Annotated in this window: 16 protein-coding genes; 6 read left to right on the top strand and 10 right to left on the bottom strand. The window is 68.9% G+C overall.

Annotated elements, in window-relative coordinates; translation table 11 throughout:
* Positions 1 to 111 precede the first annotated feature (111 nt).
* The gene (locus tag ACWDNU_RS04135) at positions 112 to 2988 is read left to right on the top strand and encodes an AfsR/SARP family transcriptional regulator (protein ID WP_370939797.1); all 2877 of its coding nucleotides are present in this window, start codon (positions 112 to 114) and stop codon (positions 2986 to 2988) included.
* Between the two features lie 52 nt (positions 2989 to 3040).
* Positions 3041 to 3829: a hypothetical protein gene (locus ACWDNU_RS04130; protein ID WP_449667686.1), complete on the top strand. Its 789-nt coding sequence runs from the start codon at positions 3041 to 3043 to the stop codon at positions 3827 to 3829.
* Between the two features lie 3 nt (positions 3830 to 3832).
* On the opposite strand, the gene ACWDNU_RS04125 is transcribed toward ACWDNU_RS04130, so the two are convergent.
* Positions 3833 to 4291, bottom strand: coding sequence for a DUF4396 domain-containing protein (locus tag ACWDNU_RS04125; protein ID WP_344269565.1), 459 nt, complete (start codon positions 4289 to 4291; stop codon positions 3833 to 3835).
* 256 nt (positions 4292 to 4547) lie between these two features.
* Here ACWDNU_RS04125 and ACWDNU_RS04120 point away from each other — a divergent pair, with 256 nt between their 5' ends.
* Both ACWDNU_RS04120 and ACWDNU_RS04115 read left to right on the top strand, forming a co-directional pair.
* A complete protein-coding gene (locus ACWDNU_RS04120) occupies positions 4548 to 5852 on the top strand; it encodes an alpha/beta hydrolase (RefSeq protein ID WP_449667685.1) in 1305 nt (434 codons plus the stop codon).
* A 98-nt stretch (positions 5853 to 5950) separates the two neighbouring features.
* Positions 5951 to 6964, top strand: a complete 1014-nt coding sequence (locus tag ACWDNU_RS04115) for an autoinducer 2 ABC transporter substrate-binding protein (protein ID WP_449667684.1) — start codon at positions 5951 to 5953, stop codon at positions 6962 to 6964.
* A gap of 6 nt (positions 6965 to 6970) precedes the next feature.
* Here ACWDNU_RS04115 and ACWDNU_RS04110 read toward each other — a convergent pair whose 3' ends face one another.
* The 3 genes from ACWDNU_RS04110 to ACWDNU_RS04100 form a co-directional block, all read right to left on the bottom strand.
* Complete coding sequence (locus tag ACWDNU_RS04110) at positions 6971 to 8536, bottom strand: esterase-like activity of phytase family protein (RefSeq protein WP_449667683.1); 1566 nt, start codon at positions 8534 to 8536, stop codon at positions 6971 to 6973.
* A gap of 90 nt (positions 8537 to 8626) precedes the next feature.
* On the bottom strand, positions 8627 to 9904 hold the full coding sequence (locus ACWDNU_RS04105; protein ID WP_449667682.1) for a DUF6923 family protein: 1278 nt from the start codon (positions 9902 to 9904) through the stop codon (positions 8627 to 8629).
* 3 nt (positions 9905 to 9907) lie between these two features.
* Positions 9908 to 10669, bottom strand: coding sequence for a bestrophin-like domain (locus ACWDNU_RS04100; protein WP_449667681.1), 762 nt, complete (start codon positions 10667 to 10669; stop codon positions 9908 to 9910).
* Between the two features lie 526 nt (positions 10670 to 11195).
* Between ACWDNU_RS04100 and ACWDNU_RS04095 the strand changes: the two genes are divergently transcribed.
* Positions 11196 to 12218 carry a family 2 encapsulin nanocompartment cargo protein polyprenyl transferase gene (locus ACWDNU_RS04095; protein ID WP_449667680.1) on the top strand — a complete coding sequence of 341 codons (1023 nt, stop codon included), beginning with the start codon at positions 11196 to 11198 and terminating at the stop codon, positions 12216 to 12218.
* 468 nt (positions 12219 to 12686) lie between these two features.
* Here the strand turns inward: ACWDNU_RS04095 and ACWDNU_RS04090 are convergent, their stop codons facing one another.
* The 6 genes from ACWDNU_RS04090 to ACWDNU_RS04065 form a co-directional block, all read right to left on the bottom strand.
* Positions 12687 to 13799: a CapA family protein gene (locus tag ACWDNU_RS04090; RefSeq protein WP_449667679.1), complete on the bottom strand. Its 1113-nt coding sequence runs from the start codon at positions 13797 to 13799 to the stop codon at positions 12687 to 12689.
* 79 nt (positions 13800 to 13878) lie between these two features.
* Positions 13879 to 15204, bottom strand: coding sequence for a DNA polymerase IV (locus ACWDNU_RS04085; protein WP_370939810.1), 1326 nt, complete (start codon positions 15202 to 15204; stop codon positions 13879 to 13881).
* 1 nt (position 15205) lies between these two features.
* Positions 15206 to 15511 carry a winged helix-turn-helix domain-containing protein gene (locus ACWDNU_RS04080; RefSeq protein ID WP_344269543.1) on the bottom strand — a complete coding sequence of 102 codons (306 nt, stop codon included), beginning with the start codon at positions 15509 to 15511 and terminating at the stop codon, positions 15206 to 15208.
* Entirely contained in the window at positions 15504 to 16151 is a 648-nt protein-coding gene (locus ACWDNU_RS04075) for a hypothetical protein (protein WP_449667678.1), read from the bottom strand. The genes ACWDNU_RS04080 and ACWDNU_RS04075 overlap by 8 nt, the downstream gene beginning before the upstream one ends.
* 54 nt (positions 16152 to 16205) lie before the next feature.
* Complete coding sequence (locus tag ACWDNU_RS04070) at positions 16206 to 16940, bottom strand: ABC transporter permease (protein ID WP_370939812.1); 735 nt, start codon at positions 16938 to 16940, stop codon at positions 16206 to 16208.
* Positions 16937 to 17839 carry an ABC transporter ATP-binding protein gene (locus ACWDNU_RS04065; protein ID WP_449667677.1) on the bottom strand — a complete coding sequence of 301 codons (903 nt, stop codon included), beginning with the start codon at positions 17837 to 17839 and terminating at the stop codon, positions 16937 to 16939. Before ACWDNU_RS04065 ends, ACWDNU_RS04070 begins: the two co-directional genes overlap by 4 nt.
* 285 nt (positions 17840 to 18124) lie before the next feature.
* On the opposite strand from ACWDNU_RS04065, the gene ACWDNU_RS04060 reads away from it, so the two are divergent.
* Positions 18125 to 19291 carry a macrolide family glycosyltransferase gene (locus tag ACWDNU_RS04060; RefSeq protein WP_449667676.1) on the top strand — a complete coding sequence of 389 codons (1167 nt, stop codon included), beginning with the start codon at positions 18125 to 18127 and terminating at the stop codon, positions 19289 to 19291.
* The last annotated feature ends 47 nt before the right edge of the window (positions 19292 to 19338 follow it).

Below are 19338 nucleotides of genomic sequence, written 5' to 3'. Positions count from 1 at the left end.
CCCCCTCGATATCACCCCTTATGGGGTATTCCTCCCCAAGTGGATCTAGCTAACCGGCCCAAACGCTCCTAGCATGCCGACCATGGGGACCTTGCCGCCAAGGCGGGTAAATTGATTTCGCTGACCTTCCGGATCCTGGGGCCGCTGGAGGTCATCGCCGAGGGCAGGGCCGTACCTCTGGGCGGCCCGAAGCCCCGCTTGCTGCTGGCCGCACTGGCCCTCCAGCCGAACATCGTCGTATCCACAGAAGCCCTGGTCGAAGTCCTGTGGCCGACCACCGCCCCGCGCTCCGCAGCCGCCAACATCCGCACCTACGTCCACTCCCTCCGCAGACGCCTGGCCGAAACCTCCCCGGACCTGGCCGACCGCATCACGAGCCGAGCCTCCGGCTATCTCCTGACCGTCCAGGAAGACGAACTGGACCACCTCGTCTTCACCCGCCTAGCCACGCAAGCCTGGGAAACCCAAGACAACCCAGAAACCGCCCTAACCCTCCTAGACGAAGCCCACGCCCTATGGCGCGGCGAAGTACTGGAAGGCCTCCCCCACGACCCAACCTGGGGCCCGACAGTCGCCCGCCTGGACGAACTACGCCTGGCAGTACAAGAACAACGTCTGCGCGCCCGCCTAGCCCTGGGCCGCCACAACGAAGTCATCGCCGAACTCCGCGCCTTAGTCACCGAACACCCATTGCGCGAAGAACTCTGGCACCACCTGATCACCGCACTCCGAGACGCAGGCCGCTCCACCGAAGCCGCGGAAGCGTACGAGTTAGTCGAACAAACCCTCGCCGACGAACTGTCCGCGAGCCCCGGCGCAGCACTCCGCGAACTCCGCACCACCCTCGAAGTCCCGTGCGCCAAAGTCCCGCCGATCTGCCAATTACCGCTGGACCTGCCCGATTTCACCGGCCGCCGCGAAGTAACCCAGCACCTGGTCGCCAAACTCCGCCAACACGCCGAAGCGGAACGCCCCACGATCGTCGTCCTGTCCGGCGCACCAGGAATCGGCAAATCCTCAATCGCTATACGGGTAGCGCACGCAGTCCGCACCGTTTTCCCCGACGGACAATTGCATGTGGACCTGGCTGGAACCTCGTCCTCCCCGCGCTCGCCCATGAGCGTCCTAGCCGAACTCCTGCGCGCCCTGGGCATCCCAGACTCCGGTCTCCCCCGAGATCTGGCGGAACGCGCCGCACTCCTGCGTTCCCAGCTTGCCGGCCGCCGGATGTGCATCGTCCTCGACGACGCGGGCAGCGCCGCCCAAGTGCGCCCGCTGCTCCCCGGCGCGGGCGCGTGCGCCGTACTGGTCACCAGCCGAATCCGCCTGCCAGATCTGCCCGGCGCGGTCCCCGTGGACGTCGACCTGCTGCCCGAACCGGAAGCCGCCCGTCTGCTGGAAGGCATCGTCGGCCACGAACGAGTAGCCGCCGAACCCGAAGACGCCGCAGCGATCCTGCGCCAATGCGGACATCTGCCGCTGGCGATCCGCGTGGCCGGAGCCAAGCTCACCCACCGCCCGACCTGGTCCCTGCGCATCCTCGCCGACCGCCTCCACGACGAACACCGCCGCCTGGACGAGCTGCGCGTCGGCGACCTGGCCGTCCGCGCGAGCGTGACCCTGAGCTACGACCTCCTGCCCATGTCCGCCGCCGCGGCCTTCCGCCGGTTAGGCGCGCTGGGTCCGGTGCAATTCCCAGCCTGGGCAGTCGCCGCAGTCCTGGGCCGCCCGTCCGCCGACGACGTCCTCGACGTGCTCGTCGACGCCCACCTGGTCGAACTCGTCGCCACCGACATCGCGGGCCAACCGCGCTACCGCCTGCACGACCTCCTGCGCGTGTACGCCGCCGAGCTGGCCGAACCCGACGAAACCCGAGCCGCGGTCGGCCGCGTCCTCGAGGGATACCTAGCGCTCGCAGTAGAAGCCGCCGAACGAATGCCGATCCACTTCTTCGGCCAGTACCACGACGAAACCGACCCTGCCCTGCCCCCGGAAGCAGACCGCCTGTTGACCGATCCCGCCGCCTGGTTCGCCGCCGAACGCGCCACCTGCGTCGCCGCCGTCGGGCTGGCCGCCGAACGCGGTTTTGACGACCTGACCTGGCGGCTCACCGTCGCCCTCACCCCGTATTTCGACCTCCGCGGCCACCAAGACGACTGGCACGCCACCCATCTGATCGCACTGGAAGCGGCACGCCGGGCAGGCGCGCTCCGCGGCGAGGCAGTCGTCCAGCGCAACCTCGGCCAAGTCCTGCTGTACCAAGACAACGACGCGGACGCGATGGTCGCCTTCGAAGCCGCACGCGAGCTGTACCAGCGCATCGGCGACCAGCAAGGCCTCGGCGAGGCGCACGCCGGCCTCGGCACCGTGTTGCGGATGCAGGGCCAAACCGACCGTGCGCTCGAACCCTGTCACGAAGCGCTGCGGCTGTTCGGCGAGGCGGGCGATCCGCACGGCGAAGCGGTGATCCGGATCGCGATCGGCTCGATCTGGGTCGCGCGCAAGTGCTACGCGACGGCCCGCCGCTGGTACACCGACGCGCTGGAGCTGTCCTGCGTAATCGGCGATAGGCACCGCGAAGCCCATGCGTTGCAACGACTCGGGCTCCTGCACCAGCGCGAGGGCAACCTCGCCGAAGCCCGCGAACACGTCACGCGCGCCATCGCCGTGTTCACCGATCTCGGCGACGACCACTGCGTCGGCTACGCGAACCAGAACCTGGGCGAACTCTGCCTGTACAGCGGCGATCTCGCGCACGCACAACTGCTGCTGGTGAACTCGCTGAGCGTGCACCGCCGCAACGGAGACCGCCGTTCCGAAGCCCACGTGTCCCAGCTTCTCGGCGAACTCCACTCCGCGCTCAGCCAGCCCGAACGGTCCCGCAGCTACGCCGAGCGCGCCCGGGCCATCCGCCGGGAGCTGTCCGCCGACGTCCCGGTCGACGACCAGCCGCGCAAGACCGGGCCACACCGGATCGTGTCCGCCTGACGCGCGGGCCCGGTTGCGCGGCCAATCCCGCGCGCCGGGCCACGATGCGCTGATGAAAACCAGGAAAGCGGCTGGTCACGTCCTTCTCGCGGTGGCAGTTATCGCTTTGTCGACTCCGGCGCCCGTCTCGGCCAAACCCAAGCACGGCAGGAGAGTCCTGGAAAGACCGCTGACCTACCGCCTCTACGCGACCCGCGAAGGGCTCGTCGGCGGCACCACCTCGAGCGGGCACCGGATCACCGAACGGGACCACTTCGTGGCGCTCCCGTCGACGAAAACGGTGTCCTCCAAGGGAAGAGGGACCTTCACCGTCAAGGTGTGCCGCACCGACGGCGCGCGCTGCGAGTACGCGCCGGTGTGGGATGTCGGGCCGTGGAACGAGCACGACGACTACTGGAACACCGCCGAGCATCGCGCGCAGTTCGATTCGCTCCCCCAAGGCGTACCGGAAGCTCAAGCGGCGTACCAAGACGGTTTCAACGGAGGCAAGGACGAACACGGCCGCACCGTCCGCAACCCAGCCGGTCTCGACCTGGCCGACGGCACGTTCTGGGACGGCCTCGGACTCAAGGGCAGCAGCTACGTGGACGTCACTTTCCTTTGGACGGGCAGTGCTCCCGCCACCGGCGTGGTGACCGGCGGAGCTCCGCTGGTCGTGCGCACGTCGGCGGACAACGATGCGCCGCCGGCCGGATTGGCCGCCGATTCCGCACAGGTGCCGATCGAGTGTTCCGTGCGCGGCGAAGCGGTGGACGGAACTACCCGCTGGAACCGGATAGGCCCCGGACATTATGTGTCCGAGGCCTATCTCCGAGCCGATTCGCCGGTGCCGTCCTGCTGAACCTCAGTGCTGGTGGTGGGCATGCACGACGGCATGCCCACGACCGCGGCCGATCATCCACTTGTTGACCGGAACCGTGACCACGAAAGCGATCGCGAGCGACAAGGCCAGCGACAGCCAGAACAATCCGCTCGACAGCCCCGCGTCCATCGCGCCCGGGATCGCCACGACGACCGTGTTGTCGATGACCTCCATGACCGCGATCGACACCGTGTCGGCGGCGAGCGCGACCTTGAAGGCGGCCCCGAGCGCGAGCCCCGACTTGAGCACGCCGCGCATGGTGAGGGCGTAGCCGAAGACGAACGCCAGCACGATGGACAGCACCACGGTGGCCGCGTTGTGCAGGCCGAACGCGGTGCCGAGGACCATGCCGAGCACTTCGCCGATGGCACACCCGGTGAGGCAGTGCAGCGTCGCCTGGGCGGCGGTGGACCAAGACGCTCCGTGCTGGTGCTCGTTCATGCGGCCGACTATACCCCTGCGGGGTATCAACGGCGCAAGGTCGCCCGATGTGATGACTGTCGCCCGGCGCGTCCGGCGAATCGGTATAACCGGAAGTGTGGTGATCAACTCGGCGCGCCGGTGCGCCGCAGCCCTTGTCCTCGTTTTTCTCCTCGGAAGCTTCCTCAGCGCTCCAGCCAGCGCGCGGTCGTCCGCGCTCAAGTGGGGCGAATGCCCAGCCGGGACGCCCCGGCAGGTGTCGTGCGCGAGCCTTCAGGTGCCGCTCGACTACGCGAACCCGGACGGGAAGCAGATCACCCTCACCGTCTCGGGCATGGGCAGTCTCAGCTCGCCGCACTTCCTCCTGGTGAACCCCGGCGGCCCGGGCGCGTCCGGACTCGGCACCGAGAAGCTCGTGTTCAGCCAGCTGCCGCAGGACGTCGCTCAGCAGTACGCGGTGTTCAGCTTCGATCCGCGCGGAATCGGTGCGAGCACACCAGTTTCCTGTGGCGACACCTCGAAACTCGCGCCGCATCCAGCGTCGCCCTACCAACCGGCCGGCCTTCCGCAAGAGCGCGGGCGCGAAGACCTGGCCAAGCAGATCGCGGCGCAGTGCGCGGAGAACGGGAAAGACCTGCTGCCGCACCTCACCACCGAGAACGCGGCGCGCGACCTGGACCGGATCCGCGTGGCGCTCGGCAAGGACAAGATCGACTATCTCGGTTATTCCTACGGCACCAAGCTCGGCGCCACGTACGCGACGCTGTTTCCGGCGCACACCGGCCGGATGATCCTGGACAGCGTCGTCGACCCGACGGTCACCACGTATCAAACGCAATTCCAGCAGAACACGGCGTTGCAAGCGCGGGCCGAGCAACTGTTCGCGTGGACCGCGGAGCGCGATAGCACGTATCACCTTGGCACCAGCCTGTCCGCCGTGAAGGCCTCGTGGAACGAACTGCGCGAGAAACTCGCGGCACAACCGGCTAATGACAAAACCGGAGTGTCCGAATTGGACGATCTGCTGTCGTCCGCGATGTACGGCGACTGGGCCTGGCCGTCGCTGATGCAGGCGGTCGCGAGCCATCGCGGCGGGGATTCGACCGGGCTGAACGTCGCTGCCGGACAGGCCCAGTACGCGGTCGACCCTGGCCAGCTCGCCTACAACTGCGCCGACGCGGGCTGGCCGCGCAACTGGGCGACCTGGCACGCGGACACCGCGAAGTCGGCCACCGCCGCGCCGCTGTTCGCCTGGCTCAACAGCTGGTACAGCGCCCCGTGCGCGTTCTGGCGGGTCCCGCCGTCGCCGGAGGTCCGGATCGGCTCCGCTCCGATGCCGCCGATCCTGCTGCTGCAAGGGAAAGACGACGCCGCGACACCGTTGGTCGGCGCGCAGCGGATGCACCGGGTGCTGCGCGGTTCGAGCCTGCTCGTCGACGGCGGCGGCAACCACGCCGCCTACCTCAACGAGCGCAACCCGTGCGTCGACGACAAGGCCGCGCGCTATCTGCTGACCGGTGAACTGCCCGCGGACGGGACGTGTCCGGCGGGCGGAGAGGAGGCTGCGCCATCCGGCGGTTGAACTCGTTTGCGTAACCGTTTGACCGCGTTCGGTTGACCCCCTGTGGCCACTGGCCCTACCTTCGGCTCCCAGGTCGAGTTGCCGGGGAACGGTGGGGGATGCGAGGGCGGACCAAAACGCTCGTGCTGGGTGCGGCGCTGGTGGCGACCGCGGCGGTGGTGGCGGCCAGTTGCACGCCGGTGCTGTCGGACTCGGCTCCGGAGCCGGCGAAAATCGCCTTCGTGCCGAAAATCGGCGGGATCCCGTACTTCGACGCGATGAACGCCGGCGGCATGCTGGCCTCCGAACGGCTCGGCGCGAAGTGGTTCACCCGCGCACCGGCGACGGTCGACCCGGAGGCGCAGACGGCGATCCTGCGGCAGCTCATCGCCGAACGCGTCGACGTCATCGCGGTGGCCCCGAACGATCCGGCGGAGCTGGCCCCGACCATCGCCGAGGCGCGGGCGAAGGGCATCCACGTGCTCACCACGGACACCGACGCCGCCGATTCGCAGCGCGAGGTTTTCGTGAACCAGACGACGGCCGAGGGCATCGGCTCGGCGCTGGTCGACTCGCTGATGAAGAAAACCGGCGGCACCGGCGAGTACGCGATCGTCTCGTGCGGGCGGGCCGCGGCGAACCTCAACTCGTGGATCGAAGCCGAGAAAGCCTATGCGGCACAACACTATCCGCGAGCGAAGCTGGTCGAGACGGTGTACGCCGACGAGGACACCACCACCGCCACGAAGCTGGCGAAGGACATCCTCAACCGGCATCCGAAGCTCACCGGCATGATCGGCCAGTGCACGACGGCGACGCCGGGCATCGCGCGAGCGGTGCGTGATCAGCAGAAGATCGGCCAGGTGTTCACCGTCGGCACCGGCACGCCGCAGACGATGAAGCCGTACCTCGTCGACGGTTCCTGCTCCATGACGGTGCTGTGGAACGTCGAATCCCTCGGCTACCTCACCGCCTGGACCGCCGAGCAACTCGCGACCGGCACCCCGCTCCGGCCCCGCAACAACGTGAGCCCAGAGCTTCCCGCGGTGCGCTACGACGCGGCCACCCGGACGGTCCTGCTCGGCGATCCCCTGCTGATCACGCAGAACAACGTGGATCAGTTCAAGTACTGACGCCCATCAGCGCACGTCGACGGTCACCGTCAGCGTGCGCGTCCGCGCAGGCAGCTTCATCATGTCCACCTGCAGATACTCGCCGTCGTCCTGCCGACCGTTCGGCTGCGTCTTGGCGTGCAGCGTGTACGGAGCGGCCGAATTCGCCACGCCATCGATGCCAAAGTCGCTGTCATTGCTGATCACCACGGTGCGGCCGCCATCGGTCGTCGCGACGCCTTCCACCTTGTCGTGGCCGAAGAACCCACCGCTCGGATCAAGCCCAGTCACCAGACCGCCGACGTCGAGAAACAGCTTCTTCGCCACCGGCGTCACACCGACCTTCTTGAGAGCGTCAGCAGCCTCGGCAGTGGTCGCCTTGCCGACGTACGCCTCGATGCTCTTGCCGCCGTCCACGAGCAGTCCGCCCTTGGCCGCGTCGTAGGTCGCGCCCGGCACCTTCGCCGCGGGGCCGAGGTCAGTCGCTTTGCTCAGGTCGATCTCGAACAGCTTCTTGTACGCGCCGGGCTCGGCCTTGCCGTCGCGCTCGTCCACGAGGAACCGGGTCGCCGACAGCGCGGTGATCTCGGAGACCGCGGTGCCGGTCTCATCCGGGTTGTCGAGCAGGTACGCGTACTCGTGCGTCTCGCGGGTCTTCAGATCGACCGTCACGATCCGCAGCGCGGGAACCTTGCTGGGCTTCTTCGTGAGATCCGGCTGCTGCAGCGCGGACTGCATGACGCCGACGAGCGTCCGCCCGTCCGGGGTGAGCGCGAGCCCTTCCATGCCCTTGTTCGGCACGCGGTTCTTCAGTTCCTTCGGCAGCGAACCGTCGAACGGCGAGAGCCGCTCGATCGCGCGGCCGTCGGCGCGGAAGTGCGTGACGAACGGGCCGTACTCGTCGGACACCCAGAACGTCCCGTCGCGCTGCGCGACCAGGCCTTCGGAGTCGTAGCCGTTCGGCGACGCGGGCAGTTTCGCGCCATTGAGGTCGACGATGGTCTCGCCGGTGTTCGCGAGGGTGTTGACCTGGCCGTTGTACGGCGAACCGTCGGCCGCGCGCAGCGGAATGTTCCGCTCCAGCACGGCTTTCCCGCCCTTGAGCCGGAACTTGCCGATGGCGGGCGCGAACGACGGGATCGGCTCCACTTTGGACCCGTCCGGCGCGTCGACGTTCGGGCCGCGGTCGGTCAGCCCGTAGAACTCGTCGCGCGAACCCGGCACCGGCGTGAGCGCGGAACCGTAACCGCCGCCGGTGATCTTGACGCCGCCGATCGTGCCGAGCGGCGGCAAATCCGTCGGGTACAGCCGGACCGCGTCGCTGACGGTGTAGGTGAACGTGTCGCGCCCGGTGAACCCGGCGGCGGGCGTGTAGCGGAACGCTCCGTCCGGGCCGATGACCAGTGCGCCGTGCCCGGGGTCGGTGTGCCGCACGACCGCACCGTCGCGCTGGGCGTCGCCGCGCACCTGCAGCGTGTGCCCGGCCCGCACCCGGTAATGGTCGTCCGGGCGGCCTTTGGCCTCGGCCGGGCCCGCGGCGGCCAGCGGCAGCACCAGCGCCCCGGCGACCAGCCCGATCTTCACGCGTTTCATCGGCTTTCTCCTCCTCTGGCGTCATTTCGACGCCCGGGGAAGTCTTGACGGCCGAGTTGGACAACGTCCGTCATCGAGACGACCGCCGCGTTAACGAGCGCGCCGTGCTCGAGCCGCTACTGCACCTCCTCCGACGATCAGCAGGACCGCCGTGACACCCCAGCGACGCTGTTTCTTGACGTTGGCGCGCGCTTTCGCCGCGCGTTTCTCGGGCGGTTTTTGGATGGCCTTCACCGGAGCGGCGCGCGAGGGTGCCGGGGGTTGCGGCATCGGGATGGGCTGGATGATCGCGTCCGGCGGTTGCGGGGGGTGCGTCGGGGCCGGGGTTGGTGCGATCGGAATCGGCTGAGTCGGTTCCGGGGAGGGCGGGGTTGACGGTGGCGTCGGCGGAATTGAAGACGGCGTGGGGCTCGCCGAGGTCGACGGTGTCGGGGAAGGCGAGGACGACGGCGTCGGGGACGGTGTGGGAGAAGGCGAGGACGGCGGCGGTGCCGAGGATGACGTCGTCGGCGGAGGCGGTGGTGGCGGAGGCGGCGGGGGTGGCTCGGCCAAACACCCGGCCCCGTCGGAAAGCACCAACGGCGGCCCAGTGCTCACCTCGACCGCGGAACCGCCGTCCATCCGGTACGTGACGCTCCGCCCGTCGATCCAGTTCGCCGTAGCGTAAAGCTTGTGGTCCGGCCCGAACACGACCGAACCGTAAGTCGCGTCCGGGAACCGCTCCCCCGGCACCTTCGCGACCTTTCCGCTCACTGGATTCACCGTGACCACCGCGCCCTCCGCGGCGGAGGAAACCCCGTACAGCAGACCGTCCTCCGGGTTGTACGCGAAATCGTCGACCCCCGAGGCGAGCCACCACGGATGCAGCAGCACCGGCCCGGTCGCGGTGAGATAACCGGAGCTGTGCGGGTCAACGTCCACTGTGTACAGACTGGTTGCCCGCTTCACGTACCAGGAATTGCCGGACATCGCCCCGGCCGTCGCGCCGGTCACCCAGCTCCAGACGCCGTGGTGCGTGTCGCGGCCGACCGGACCGAGGTCGGTCAGCTCGCCGTCGGAGTCGATCCGCACCGCGTGCGAGCCGTCGTGGAAGCGTCCGTCGGCGACGCCGTACGTCACGTCCTGCGCCGCCGAGTAAGCGATGGCGTTCAGCGCGAAAGGACTGTGGTGCAACAGATGCCGCGCGCCGGAGGGCAACGTCAACCGCACGATGTCGGACGACCACCCGTCGCGGCTTTCGACCTGCAGTACTCGGCAGGACGTCGCGGCCGCGCGCTGCCGCGCGGGAGCCAGCCAACCGGACGCGACGAGCAGCCCGGCGACCGCGGCCGCGGCGGCCACCACAGTCAGGTACCGGGAACCTCGCACCGGTCAGCCGAGCCGCGAGATCGCCGTGGTGAACGCGTCCGGATGCACGTTCGCGCCGCCGGCGTAAGGGTTCTGCAGCTGGTAGATCGCATAGAGCAGCAGGACGATCGTGCCGGCCAGCGTCGACACGATCACCAGGTGCGCGGCCATCCGGGTGCCGCCGAAGAGGTTCGGCAGCAGGATCGAGATCACGCTGCCGAGGATGAGCGCGAACCACATCACCGAGCCGACGCCGTCGGTTTCCGCGCCGGTGATGCGAGTCTGGCGGGCCTGGTAGACCTGCCACAGCTGGGCGGCGGCGTCCTTCTTCCGGTCGTTCGTCCAGTCGTCGCTCGCCTGCGCGTTGGCGACCACGCGGCGCATCTGGTCGAGCTGCGTCCAGCCGGTCTCGGGGATCGGACCGTCGTCGATGAGCCGGGGCCACTCCTGCTTCGACACGGTCGTCGCGTACGCGATCGCGAGGTGCCGCACCTGCTCGCCGGTGTCGCCGGGCAGCGCCTGAGCCGACCAGGTCGCGGCGACCAGGCCCTCCGCCTCGGTGTAGGAACCCTCGCGCGTGGACGTGACGGCGTCGAAAAGCGAGATCAGCACGAAGGCGACCAGCACCGCGTGCAGCCCGCCGACGATGGTGAACACCTGGCCCGCGGCGTCGTTGTTGTCGCGGCGGCCCTCGTCCCAGCCGAAGCGCCGGACGAGATAGCCGATCACCGCGGCCGCGATCGCCGCGCCGACGACCCAGAACACCCCGGTCACGTAGACGTTCATCCGGTTCCTTTCGCGCGGGGAAATACGCTGGCCGACGCTATCCAGCCGATTCCGGAACGGACAACGGCGGAACGCGCGATTCAGCCGGGTGGCCGTCCGGAGCCCTCGCGGTTCGCCGGATCGGAGCAGCGGGCCGGATACCGGTTCCCCCGATTGCCCTTGCTCGGCAAGGGAAAACGACTCGGGTACCGGTGGCGCGCACCCGACCGGGTTACGGCAGCAGACCCACGGTGACGCACCCGCCGTTGTCGACCCGACAACAGCACCGGCAATGTCCGAAAAGGAGCCTCGGCAAACAGGTGAACCGGCGGCGGCTACCCGATCGAGTGATTGTCGGGGTGATCCCGCTTGCTATGTTGATCCGCGGCGCCGCTTTTCGATTCGCATTCCTTGCCCGCTCCCGGAAAAACAGTGTCTCTCCGTGTTCCCGGGTGTTTTCGACGTTAGGTGGTTTCGCAGTGACCGTCACCGACCCCGCCGCACTGTCCACTTTGGCCGCCGCGCCGCGCAGGGAAGCGGTGCGGCGATGACGACGGTCGACGCGCGCACCGGGGCCCGCTCCGTCGCCGAGGTGCTGGACTGGAGCCGGAGCCGCTGGGAACCGGCGATGCGGGCGGCGGTGGACCGGCTGCCCGTGTCCATGCGCCGGATCGCCGGCTACCACCTCGGCTGGTGGGACGAGACGGGAACCGCGACGAGCGCGTCCGGAGGCAAAGCCCTGCGCCCGGCGCTGGTGCTGCTGTGCGCCGAGGCCTGCGGCGGAGACCCGGAAGACGCGATCCCGGCCGCGGTGGCCGTCGAATTGGCGCACAACTTCTCGCTGCTGCACGACGACGTCATGGACGGCGACCGCACGCGACGGCACCGCCCCACCGCGTGGACCGTATTCGGCACCGGACAGGCGGTACTGGCCGGAGATTCCCTTCTCGCCCTGGCCTTCGACGTCCTCTCCCCCGACGGCCCCGCCGCGGCGCGCCTGCTGAGCACAGCGGTGCTGGACTTGTTGCACGGCCAGCACGAAGACCTGGCGTTCGAACAACGGACGAACGTCGAGGTCGCGGAATGCGTCCGAATGGCACAGGGCAAAACGGCAGCCCTGCTGAGCGCGGCGTGCACGCTCGGTGTACTGGTAGTCGGCGGCCGAGGCGAACACGTCGAACGATTCGGCCGCTTCGGCCGATCGCTAGGCCTGGCGTTCCAACACGTAGACGACCTCCTAGGCATCTGGGGCGACCCGGCCGTCACCGGAAAGCCGGTGTACTCGGACCTGCGCAGCCGCAAGAAGTCCCTGCCGGTGGTCGCCGCGCTCACCTCCGGCACGTCGGCCGGACAGGAACTGTCGATGCTGTACCGTCAACCCCTGTCGGACGACTGCCTCGCCAAAGCCGCAGCCCTAGTCGACGAGGCTGGCGGCAGGGCTTGGAGCCACGCCCAAGCGGACGAGCTACTCACCGACGCGCTTACTGCGCTGACGGCCGCCAACCCAACCCCGCGCGCGACGGCGGAGCTGACCGCTTTAGCCCAGCTCATCACCCGCCGAGACCACTGACCCGGCTGATCACCCGTCCCGGACGAACGCCCGCCCAGGGCAATCGTCCGCCCTGGACGACCGCCCGACACACAAAACCAACTGCCAGCACGACCGCCCGACCACCTACCCGGCACGACCGTCCGATCAGGGCGAACGCCTGCCCAGGACGATCGCCCTACACGGACAACTGCCCTGGACGAACGCCCAACCAGAGCGAACGTCCGCCCCACACGGACACCCGCCCAGGGCGGTCGCCCTACCTCCGCTGGCGCCTACCCAGGGCGGTCGCCCAACCAGGGCGAACGCCCCTAACTACACGAACGCCCAGGGCAGTCGTCCAGGACGATCGTCCGTCCAGGGCGATCGCCCTGATGCCGTCTTGGCCGCATCCCCACCACGCCCTCGATCACAGGCAGGCAACAGCCCCAACACAGCCCCAACGTGGAATCGTGCGCTCCATCCACGCCCAGCCACCGGCCCGAACCGTCACCGACCCGGGCGGCTCAACCCCTCATCCCCAGCGCCCCGGGAAAGCACCACCTCATCGGTATTGGCGAGCGCTTCCTTCCCCCGCTGCGTCGGCGGCGCAGTCGTCAGGTCCCGCAACCGAATCGGCGGCCCGAGGTCGATCAGCGTCGGCACATACTCCGCCTTGTCCACCGCCCACTGCCCGCCGGCCCGGCTGAACCGGAACCGCGCCGCGACTCCTTCCTCAGTGGACCCGCGAGGCTCGTCATGCCGAGCGACCTCGTTGCCCAGCCCGAACGCCACCCACTTGCCGCCGACCTTCTGGAACGGCTGCACCACGTGCGCGTGATGCCCGATGATCAGGTCGAGGTCCGGCGACGCCGTCAGTTTCTGCGCCAACTGCTTCTGCTCAGCAGTCACGTCATGCTGATACTCGACGCCCCAATGCAAGCTGGCGATCACGACCTCCGCCCCCGCCGCCTTCGCCGCGGCCAAAATCTCGTCGGGGTCGATTTCGTTGGCCAGCCACGGTTTCCCGGCCGGCCGCTTGATCCCGTTGAACCCGAACGCGTACGAAAGCTGCGCGACCTTCACCCCGTGCACGTCCACGATCAGCGGTTTCCCCGCCTCCTCAGCCGAACGCGCGGAGCCGGTGTGCTTCAGCCCAGTCTGGTCGAGCTTGTCCAACGTACGCTGGACACCCGCCGCGCCCTGGTCGAGCGTGTGGTTCGACGCGGTGGAACAGGTGTCGTATCCGGTGTCCTTCAACGCGTCCGCGATTTCCGGCGGCGCGCTGAACGACGGATACCCACTGTACGGCCCGCCTTCCGGTGCGAGCGGCGTTTCGAGGTGGCAGATCCCCAGATCCGCGCCGGACACGAGCGGTTTGACCCCGGCGAACAGCTGCCGGTAGTCGATCTTCCCGCCGCCGTCCGCCTCGGCCTGATCGGTGAGGCGCGGGTGGATCAGCACGTCGCCGGTCGCCACGACAGTGAACGAATCCGGCGAAGCGGCCGCCGACGACGACGGTCCAGCAGAGGACCGTTGCGGGGCGGCTTCGCTCCCACACGCCGTGAGCATCAGCGCGACCCCGGCGAGGGCGGCGGCGCGGCGCATGTTCGTCATGATCATCCCCTTTGCCCGACTGCCCGGCACATCCTTCCTCATCACTCTTGTGGGTTAACACCCCGGTCGTGACCAGGCGAAACGCTCAGGCTAGGCAGTCGGCGGGCTGGCCGCGAGTCAGCGCCGGATCGGTCTGGTCGAACGTCCGCGCGACGCCCGGCCCCGACGTGCGCGTCTCGAACCGCACCGTCACCCGGCCGTGCCCCGCGCCCTGCACCCAGCCCGTGCCGTGCTCGGCGTGCACGACGTCGTCGCCCGGACGCCACCCCGACGACGACACCGGCGCACTCCCGCCCGGCGACGGTTCCGAGGTCGAGGTGACCACCGGCTCCTCCGCGGCAGCAGGCACGGTCAAGCTGAACAACGCGTCCTGATGCGGCACCGAAAGCCCGCTGAACGCGACCCCCGCCAGCCGTACGCCGCCGAACTCCTGCGGGTCGAGCAGCAGCCGTTCCGCGGTAGCCGCAAGCTGTTCGAGGTCATCAGTCGGCGACGCGGTGGTCTCGGAGCGGGTCACGGTGCTCATGTCCGTATGCCGCAGTTTGATCACCACCGTCCGCGCGACGCGCCCCGCCTTCACCAGCCGAGCGTGCGCGCCAGCCGCGATTTTCCTTACCTCCGAACGCAACCGCACAAGATCGACCACATCGACGTCGAAGGTCGTCTCCGCGCTCACCTGCTTGGCTTCGCCCCGCTCCGCGACCGGACGGTCGTCGAACCCGCTCGCCAGCCGTCGCAAGTCGCGGCCGACCACGCCACCGAGCGTCGACACCGCGTCCGGCTCCGGCAACGCCGCCAGCTCGCCCAGTGTGAGGACACCGATCGTGCGCAGTTTCGCTTCCGCTACCGGCCCGATCCCCCACAACGCGCGCACCGGCAGCGGGGCCAAGAACTCGCGTTCAGTACCCGGCGGCACGACGAGCAGACCGTCCGGCTTCGCGCGGTCCGAACCGATTTTCGCGACCTGCTTGCCGGTCCCCGCCCCGATCGAAGCGGTCAGCCCGGTCTCCGAACGGATCCGCACCCGCAGATTCTCGGCCCACTCGGTCACCTGCTCGACCGACGCGCCAACCAGTGCGGGCGGTTCGGCGAACGCCTCGTCGAGCGAGATCCGTTCCAGCACCGGCGCGACCTCGCCGACGACGTCGAAAACCTGCTTGCTCAGGACTTCGTACAACCGGAACCGCGGCGGCAACACGACTCCGCCGGCCGGGAGCAGCCGTCGCGCCTGGGACATCGGCATCGCCGAACGCACGCCGTACTCGCGGGATTCGTAGCTCGCCCCGGCGACGACGCCGCGATGCCCGGTGCCGCCGACCACCACCGCGCGCCCGCGCAGCGTCGGCCGGGTGAGCTGCTCGGCGGAGGCGTAGAACGCGTCGAGGTCCAGGTGCACGACCCAGCGAGACATGTCAGGTTCCAGCGTCCAGAAGCCGTTGCAACGCCTTGGTGTAGCTCTCGAACGCGGCCCGGCCCTTGCTCGTGAGCCGCACCAGCGTGACCGGCGTGCGGTGCTCGTAGGCCTTGGTGATCTCGACGTACTCGGCGTCCTCGAGCTTGCGCAGATGCGTCGAGAGGTTGCCCGCGGTCATCTCCAGCAGCTGCTGCAACCGGGGGAAGGTGATCTGGTCGGCGGGACGCAGCCCGGCGAGCGCGACCGTCACGCGCAGCCGCGCCTGGGCGTGGATGACGGGGTCGAGCTCCGGCAGCTCAGCCACGGGGCCGCACCACGTAGACCAGCGCCGCGACCGCGAATCCGCCGCCGCCGGCGAGCGAGAGGACGAGGAAGTTGCCCGGCACGCCGACCAGGACGCTCGCCCCGCCGCACACGATGATCCAGCCGCCGAGGAAGTACTGCCGCAGGTCCTGCCAGAGCATCCCGCCCGCGAGGTAAAGCGTTCCGGTGAGCAGCAGCGACGTGCCCGTCCACAGGAGCGGCACGAGATCCGAGCCCTCGGGAAGGAGTTTGGTGATCCGGATGTCGATCAGGCACATCGCGGCGAACGAGATCCCCCACGACCAGCCGTACATCGCGCCGATCCGCCGCGACGGGCCGCGGATCCCCCGGCTGGGTTTGCTGCCGTGCCAAGCGGAGTAGAAGATCGCGCCCGCCATGAGCACCGCGACGACGATCCCCGCGACCCAGCCGGGCAGCAGCGCCGCCGACCGGTCGTCGGAGAGGTAGACGAGCCCCCAGCCGGCGAGCCAGGTGAACGCCCAGACGCCGAACAGACGCGCCGGGCTGACTCGCAGCTCCCGGCGCGTCCGCTCGTGCTGAAGGGCGATGAGTTCGAGCGATTCCGCCGCGGACAGCGGCTCTCCCTCGTCCTCGACGGGGTCCCCCGCGTCGTTGTTCACCCCGGACCGCCCTTCCCCCGTACTGACCCCGCATGCAGCACGGAAGCTAACACGTCACGCGACCTTCACCGGTCCCAGCCGGAACCGCCGCACCACCACGAGCGCGGGCACGGCCAGCCACGCCGCCAGCACGCCGGCCGCCAGGCCGAGCCCGCCCGCGTGATCGATCGGGAGCGTGCCGACGCGGCCGAGCCAGTACGTAGGGAAGAAGTGCGCGAGCGTGGACATCCATTCCGGCAGGAACGCGAGCGGCATCCACAGCCCGCCGAACACCCCGAGCGGCAGCATCAACGCACCGGTCATCGCACCGACCGTGTCGCCCTTGCCGAACAGCCCGAGTAGCAGCCCGAGCACCGCGAACGGCAGCGCGCCCAGCCACAACGAGACGCCGCTGAGCAGCCACTGTGCCGCAGTCAGCTGCACCCCGCGCAGCGCACCGGCCACGAAGATCACCAGAACCACGGGCAACGCCATCGCCATCGAAGACGCGATCTTCACCGCGAGGTAGCCGGGTCCGCGCATCGGTGTGAGCCGGAGCTGCCGCTGCCAGCCGTCAGTCCGCTCAGTCGCGACCCGGGTGCCGGTGAACAACGCACCGCTCATCGCGCCGTACGCGCCCATGTTGATCATTGTCGTGACGCTGCCCCTGATGCCGTTCGGGCCGACCTGGTCGCCGAACAGTCCGCCGAACAGCAGGAACATGCCGAGCGGAACCACGATGGTGAACAGCGCGAACTGCGGACTGCGGACGATGCGCAGAATCTCGAGGCGGAGATAGACGAGGTTCATCGGAGCGCTCCCTGCGGCTCGTCGGAAGTGAGGGCGAGGAACGCTTCCTCCAGCCCCGCGGAGGTGATCTCGATCGAGCTGGCCCGCGGGAACGCCGTGAGCAACGCCCTGATCGCCAGGTCGGAGTCGCTGCAGCCCAGTTCCGCACGATCGCCCTGAACACGTGCACTGGCAACCCCGTCCAGCGCGGCCAGAGCTTCCGGACGAGCGCCCTGTACGACTGCCCTGATCACTCGCCCGGACACATTCGCGCGCACGTCGTCGACCGCCCCGTCCGCGACGACCTTCCCGTGCCGCATCAACACGACCCGGTCCGCGTAGTCCTCGGCTTCAGTGAGGTAATGCGTCGCGAAGAGGACGGTCCGCCCGGCTGCCGTGAACTCGTGCATCGACGCCCAGAACTCGCGCCGGGCGTCGACGTCCAGCGCCGCCGTCGGCTCGTCGAGGAGCAGCAGCTCCGGGTCTCCGGTGAGCGCGAGCGCGTACCGAACTCGTTGAAGCTGCCCGCCGGACAACTTGCCGCACCGCCGCTTCGCGAACTCCCCGATGCCGGCCCGCTCGTAAATCTCCTTGGCCGACAAGGGATTCCGGAACATGGACCGATGCAACTCGACCAGCTCGGCCGGCGTGACGTCCCGCAGCAGAAACCCGTTCTGCACCATCGCCGCGAGCCGCCCGGAGTCGAGCGCCGCCCGAGGCGAGCCGCCGAACACCTGCACGCTCCCCTCGTCCGGCGAGGTGAGCCCGAGCAGCATGTCGATGGTGGTCGACTTGCCCGCGCCGTTCGGCCCCAGGAGCGCGACGACCTCGCCGCGCCGCACGGTCAAGGACACGCCATCGACCGCGCGGACCTGTTTGAACTGCTTCACCAGGCCGGTCAGCCTGAACGCTTCTGTCATCTCGTCCCCCAGTGCTTCGCTGTCCTAAACTTTGTAACACAAAGTTGGTTGCGATGGAAAGTGGTAGGCGATGCGGAGTTGTTCACCACGGCAAGCTGGTGACGGCTACGCCCGGCAAATCCGGTTGCTCCCCGCAACCGGCCGCACTACCGTCCGGATCCATGACGATCTTCGCCCGCTGCCGCCTGTCCTGATCCCGGCACGACTTTCCGGGCCGCCCGCCGCCGGGCCGCCCCCGCTTTGCGTGCCGGACCGCATCTCGTCCGGAAAGGACACTTTCGCCTTATGGGCAAGCACATCGTCGTGGTCGGCTGCTCCGCGCCCTCGCACGTCTACCCGTCGCTCGGAGCCATCCGCGAACTCGTGCGACGCGGACACCGGGTCAGCTACGTCGTGGGCGAACCGCTCGCCGAACTGGTCGAACCGACCGGCGCGGACGTCGTCGCGCATCCCACGATCTTCCCGATCGGCCCGGACGCGGAGTGGCCGGAAGACCCGGCCGAAGCGATGCGCGTCTTCCTCGACGAGGCCATCGCGATCCACCCGCAGCTGATCGAAACCTTCGACCAGGACCGCCCGGACCTGCTGCTTTACGACATCGGCGGCCTCGGCGCGCCGCTGCTCGGCCTCCGCTACGGAGTACCGGCGGTGCAACTCTCCCCCACCTACGTCGCTTGGGACGGCTACGAGGAAGAACTCGCCGACGTCCTCAAACCGATCCGCACCTCACCGTCCGGAGTGGACTACAACCGGACGTTCACCGAATGGCTGGCAGAACACGGCGTCACCGAAGACGCTTGGACATGGCTCGCGCGACCGGTGCCGATCCTGTCGCTGATCCCGCGCGCGATGCAGCCGAACGCCGACCGCGTGCCGGAGGATCGGGTCCAGTTCGTCGGCCCGTGCCTCGACCCGGCGCGCGCGGCAGAGCACTGGACGCCGCCGTCCGACGGGAAACCCGTGCTGCTCGTGTCGTTCGGCACCGCGTACAACGACCAACTGGATATCTACCGGCTGTGCAGCACGGAGTTCGACGGCTGGCACGTCGTGCTCTCGATCGGCAAGCACGTCTCGAAGGACGATCTCGGCCCGCTGCCGGAGTCGGTCGAGGTGCACGAAACCGTGCCACAGCTGGCGATTCTCGACGTCGCGTCGGCCTTCATCACGCACGCCGGCATGGGCGGTTGCACCGAATCGCTGTGGTACGGCGTCCCGACAGTCGCCATCCCGCAGGCCGTTGACCAGTTCGGCAACGCCGCGCAACTGGAAGCATTGGGGGTCGGCAAGCATCTGCCCGCAGACCAGGTGACCGCCAAGTCCCTCCGCGAAGCCGTCGACGAGGTCAGCAGTTCGCCGGACGTCGCCGCGCGGTTGGCTGAGTTGCGCGCGGAAATCCGGGCCAACGGCGGAATCACCGCAGCTGCGGACGCGGTGGAGAAGTTCCTGAAGTAAGCGCCCACGAACTGCCCGGGCTTGGCAGCACCAAGCCCGGGCAGTTC

Source organism: Amycolatopsis sp. NPDC003676 (genome assembly GCF_053587275.1).
This window is presented reverse-complemented; position numbering and strand designations above follow the sequence as displayed.

What these genes read in the sequence shown, in the direction of transcription:
- ACWDNU_RS04125 (WP_344269565.1), bottom strand. Translation starts at nt 4,291, where the DNA reads ATGAACGAGCACCAGCACGGAGCGTCTTGGTCCACCGCCGCCCAGGCG.
- ACWDNU_RS04095 (WP_449667680.1), top strand. Translation starts at nt 11,196, where the DNA reads ATGACGACGGTCGACGCGCGCACCGGGGCCCGCTCCGTCGCCGAGGTG.
- ACWDNU_RS04065 (WP_449667677.1), bottom strand. Translation starts at nt 17,839, where the DNA reads ATGACAGAAGCGTTCAGGCTGACCGGCCTGGTGAAGCAGTTCAAACAG.
- ACWDNU_RS04085 (WP_370939810.1), bottom strand. Translation starts at nt 15,204, where the DNA reads ATGTCTCGCTGGGTCGTGCACCTGGACCTCGACGCGTTCTACGCCTCC.
- ACWDNU_RS04115 (WP_449667684.1), top strand. Translation starts at nt 5,951, where the DNA reads ATGCGAGGGCGGACCAAAACGCTCGTGCTGGGTGCGGCGCTGGTGGCG.
- ACWDNU_RS04110 (WP_449667683.1), bottom strand. Translation starts at nt 8,536, where the DNA reads ATGAAACGCGTGAAGATCGGGCTGGTCGCCGGGGCGCTGGTGCTGCCG.
- ACWDNU_RS04070 (WP_370939812.1), bottom strand. Translation starts at nt 16,940, where the DNA reads ATGAACCTCGTCTATCTCCGCCTCGAGATTCTGCGCATCGTCCGCAGT.
- ACWDNU_RS04130 (WP_449667686.1), top strand. Translation starts at nt 3,041, where the DNA reads ATGAAAACCAGGAAAGCGGCTGGTCACGTCCTTCTCGCGGTGGCAGTT.
- ACWDNU_RS04060 (WP_449667676.1), top strand. Translation starts at nt 18,125, where the DNA reads ATGGGCAAGCACATCGTCGTGGTCGGCTGCTCCGCGCCCTCGCACGTC.
- ACWDNU_RS04090 (WP_449667679.1), bottom strand. Translation starts at nt 13,799, where the DNA reads ATGATCATGACGAACATGCGCCGCGCCGCCGCCCTCGCCGGGGTCGCG.
- ACWDNU_RS04100 (WP_449667681.1), bottom strand. Translation starts at nt 10,669, where the DNA reads ATGAACGTCTACGTGACCGGGGTGTTCTGGGTCGTCGGCGCGGCGATC.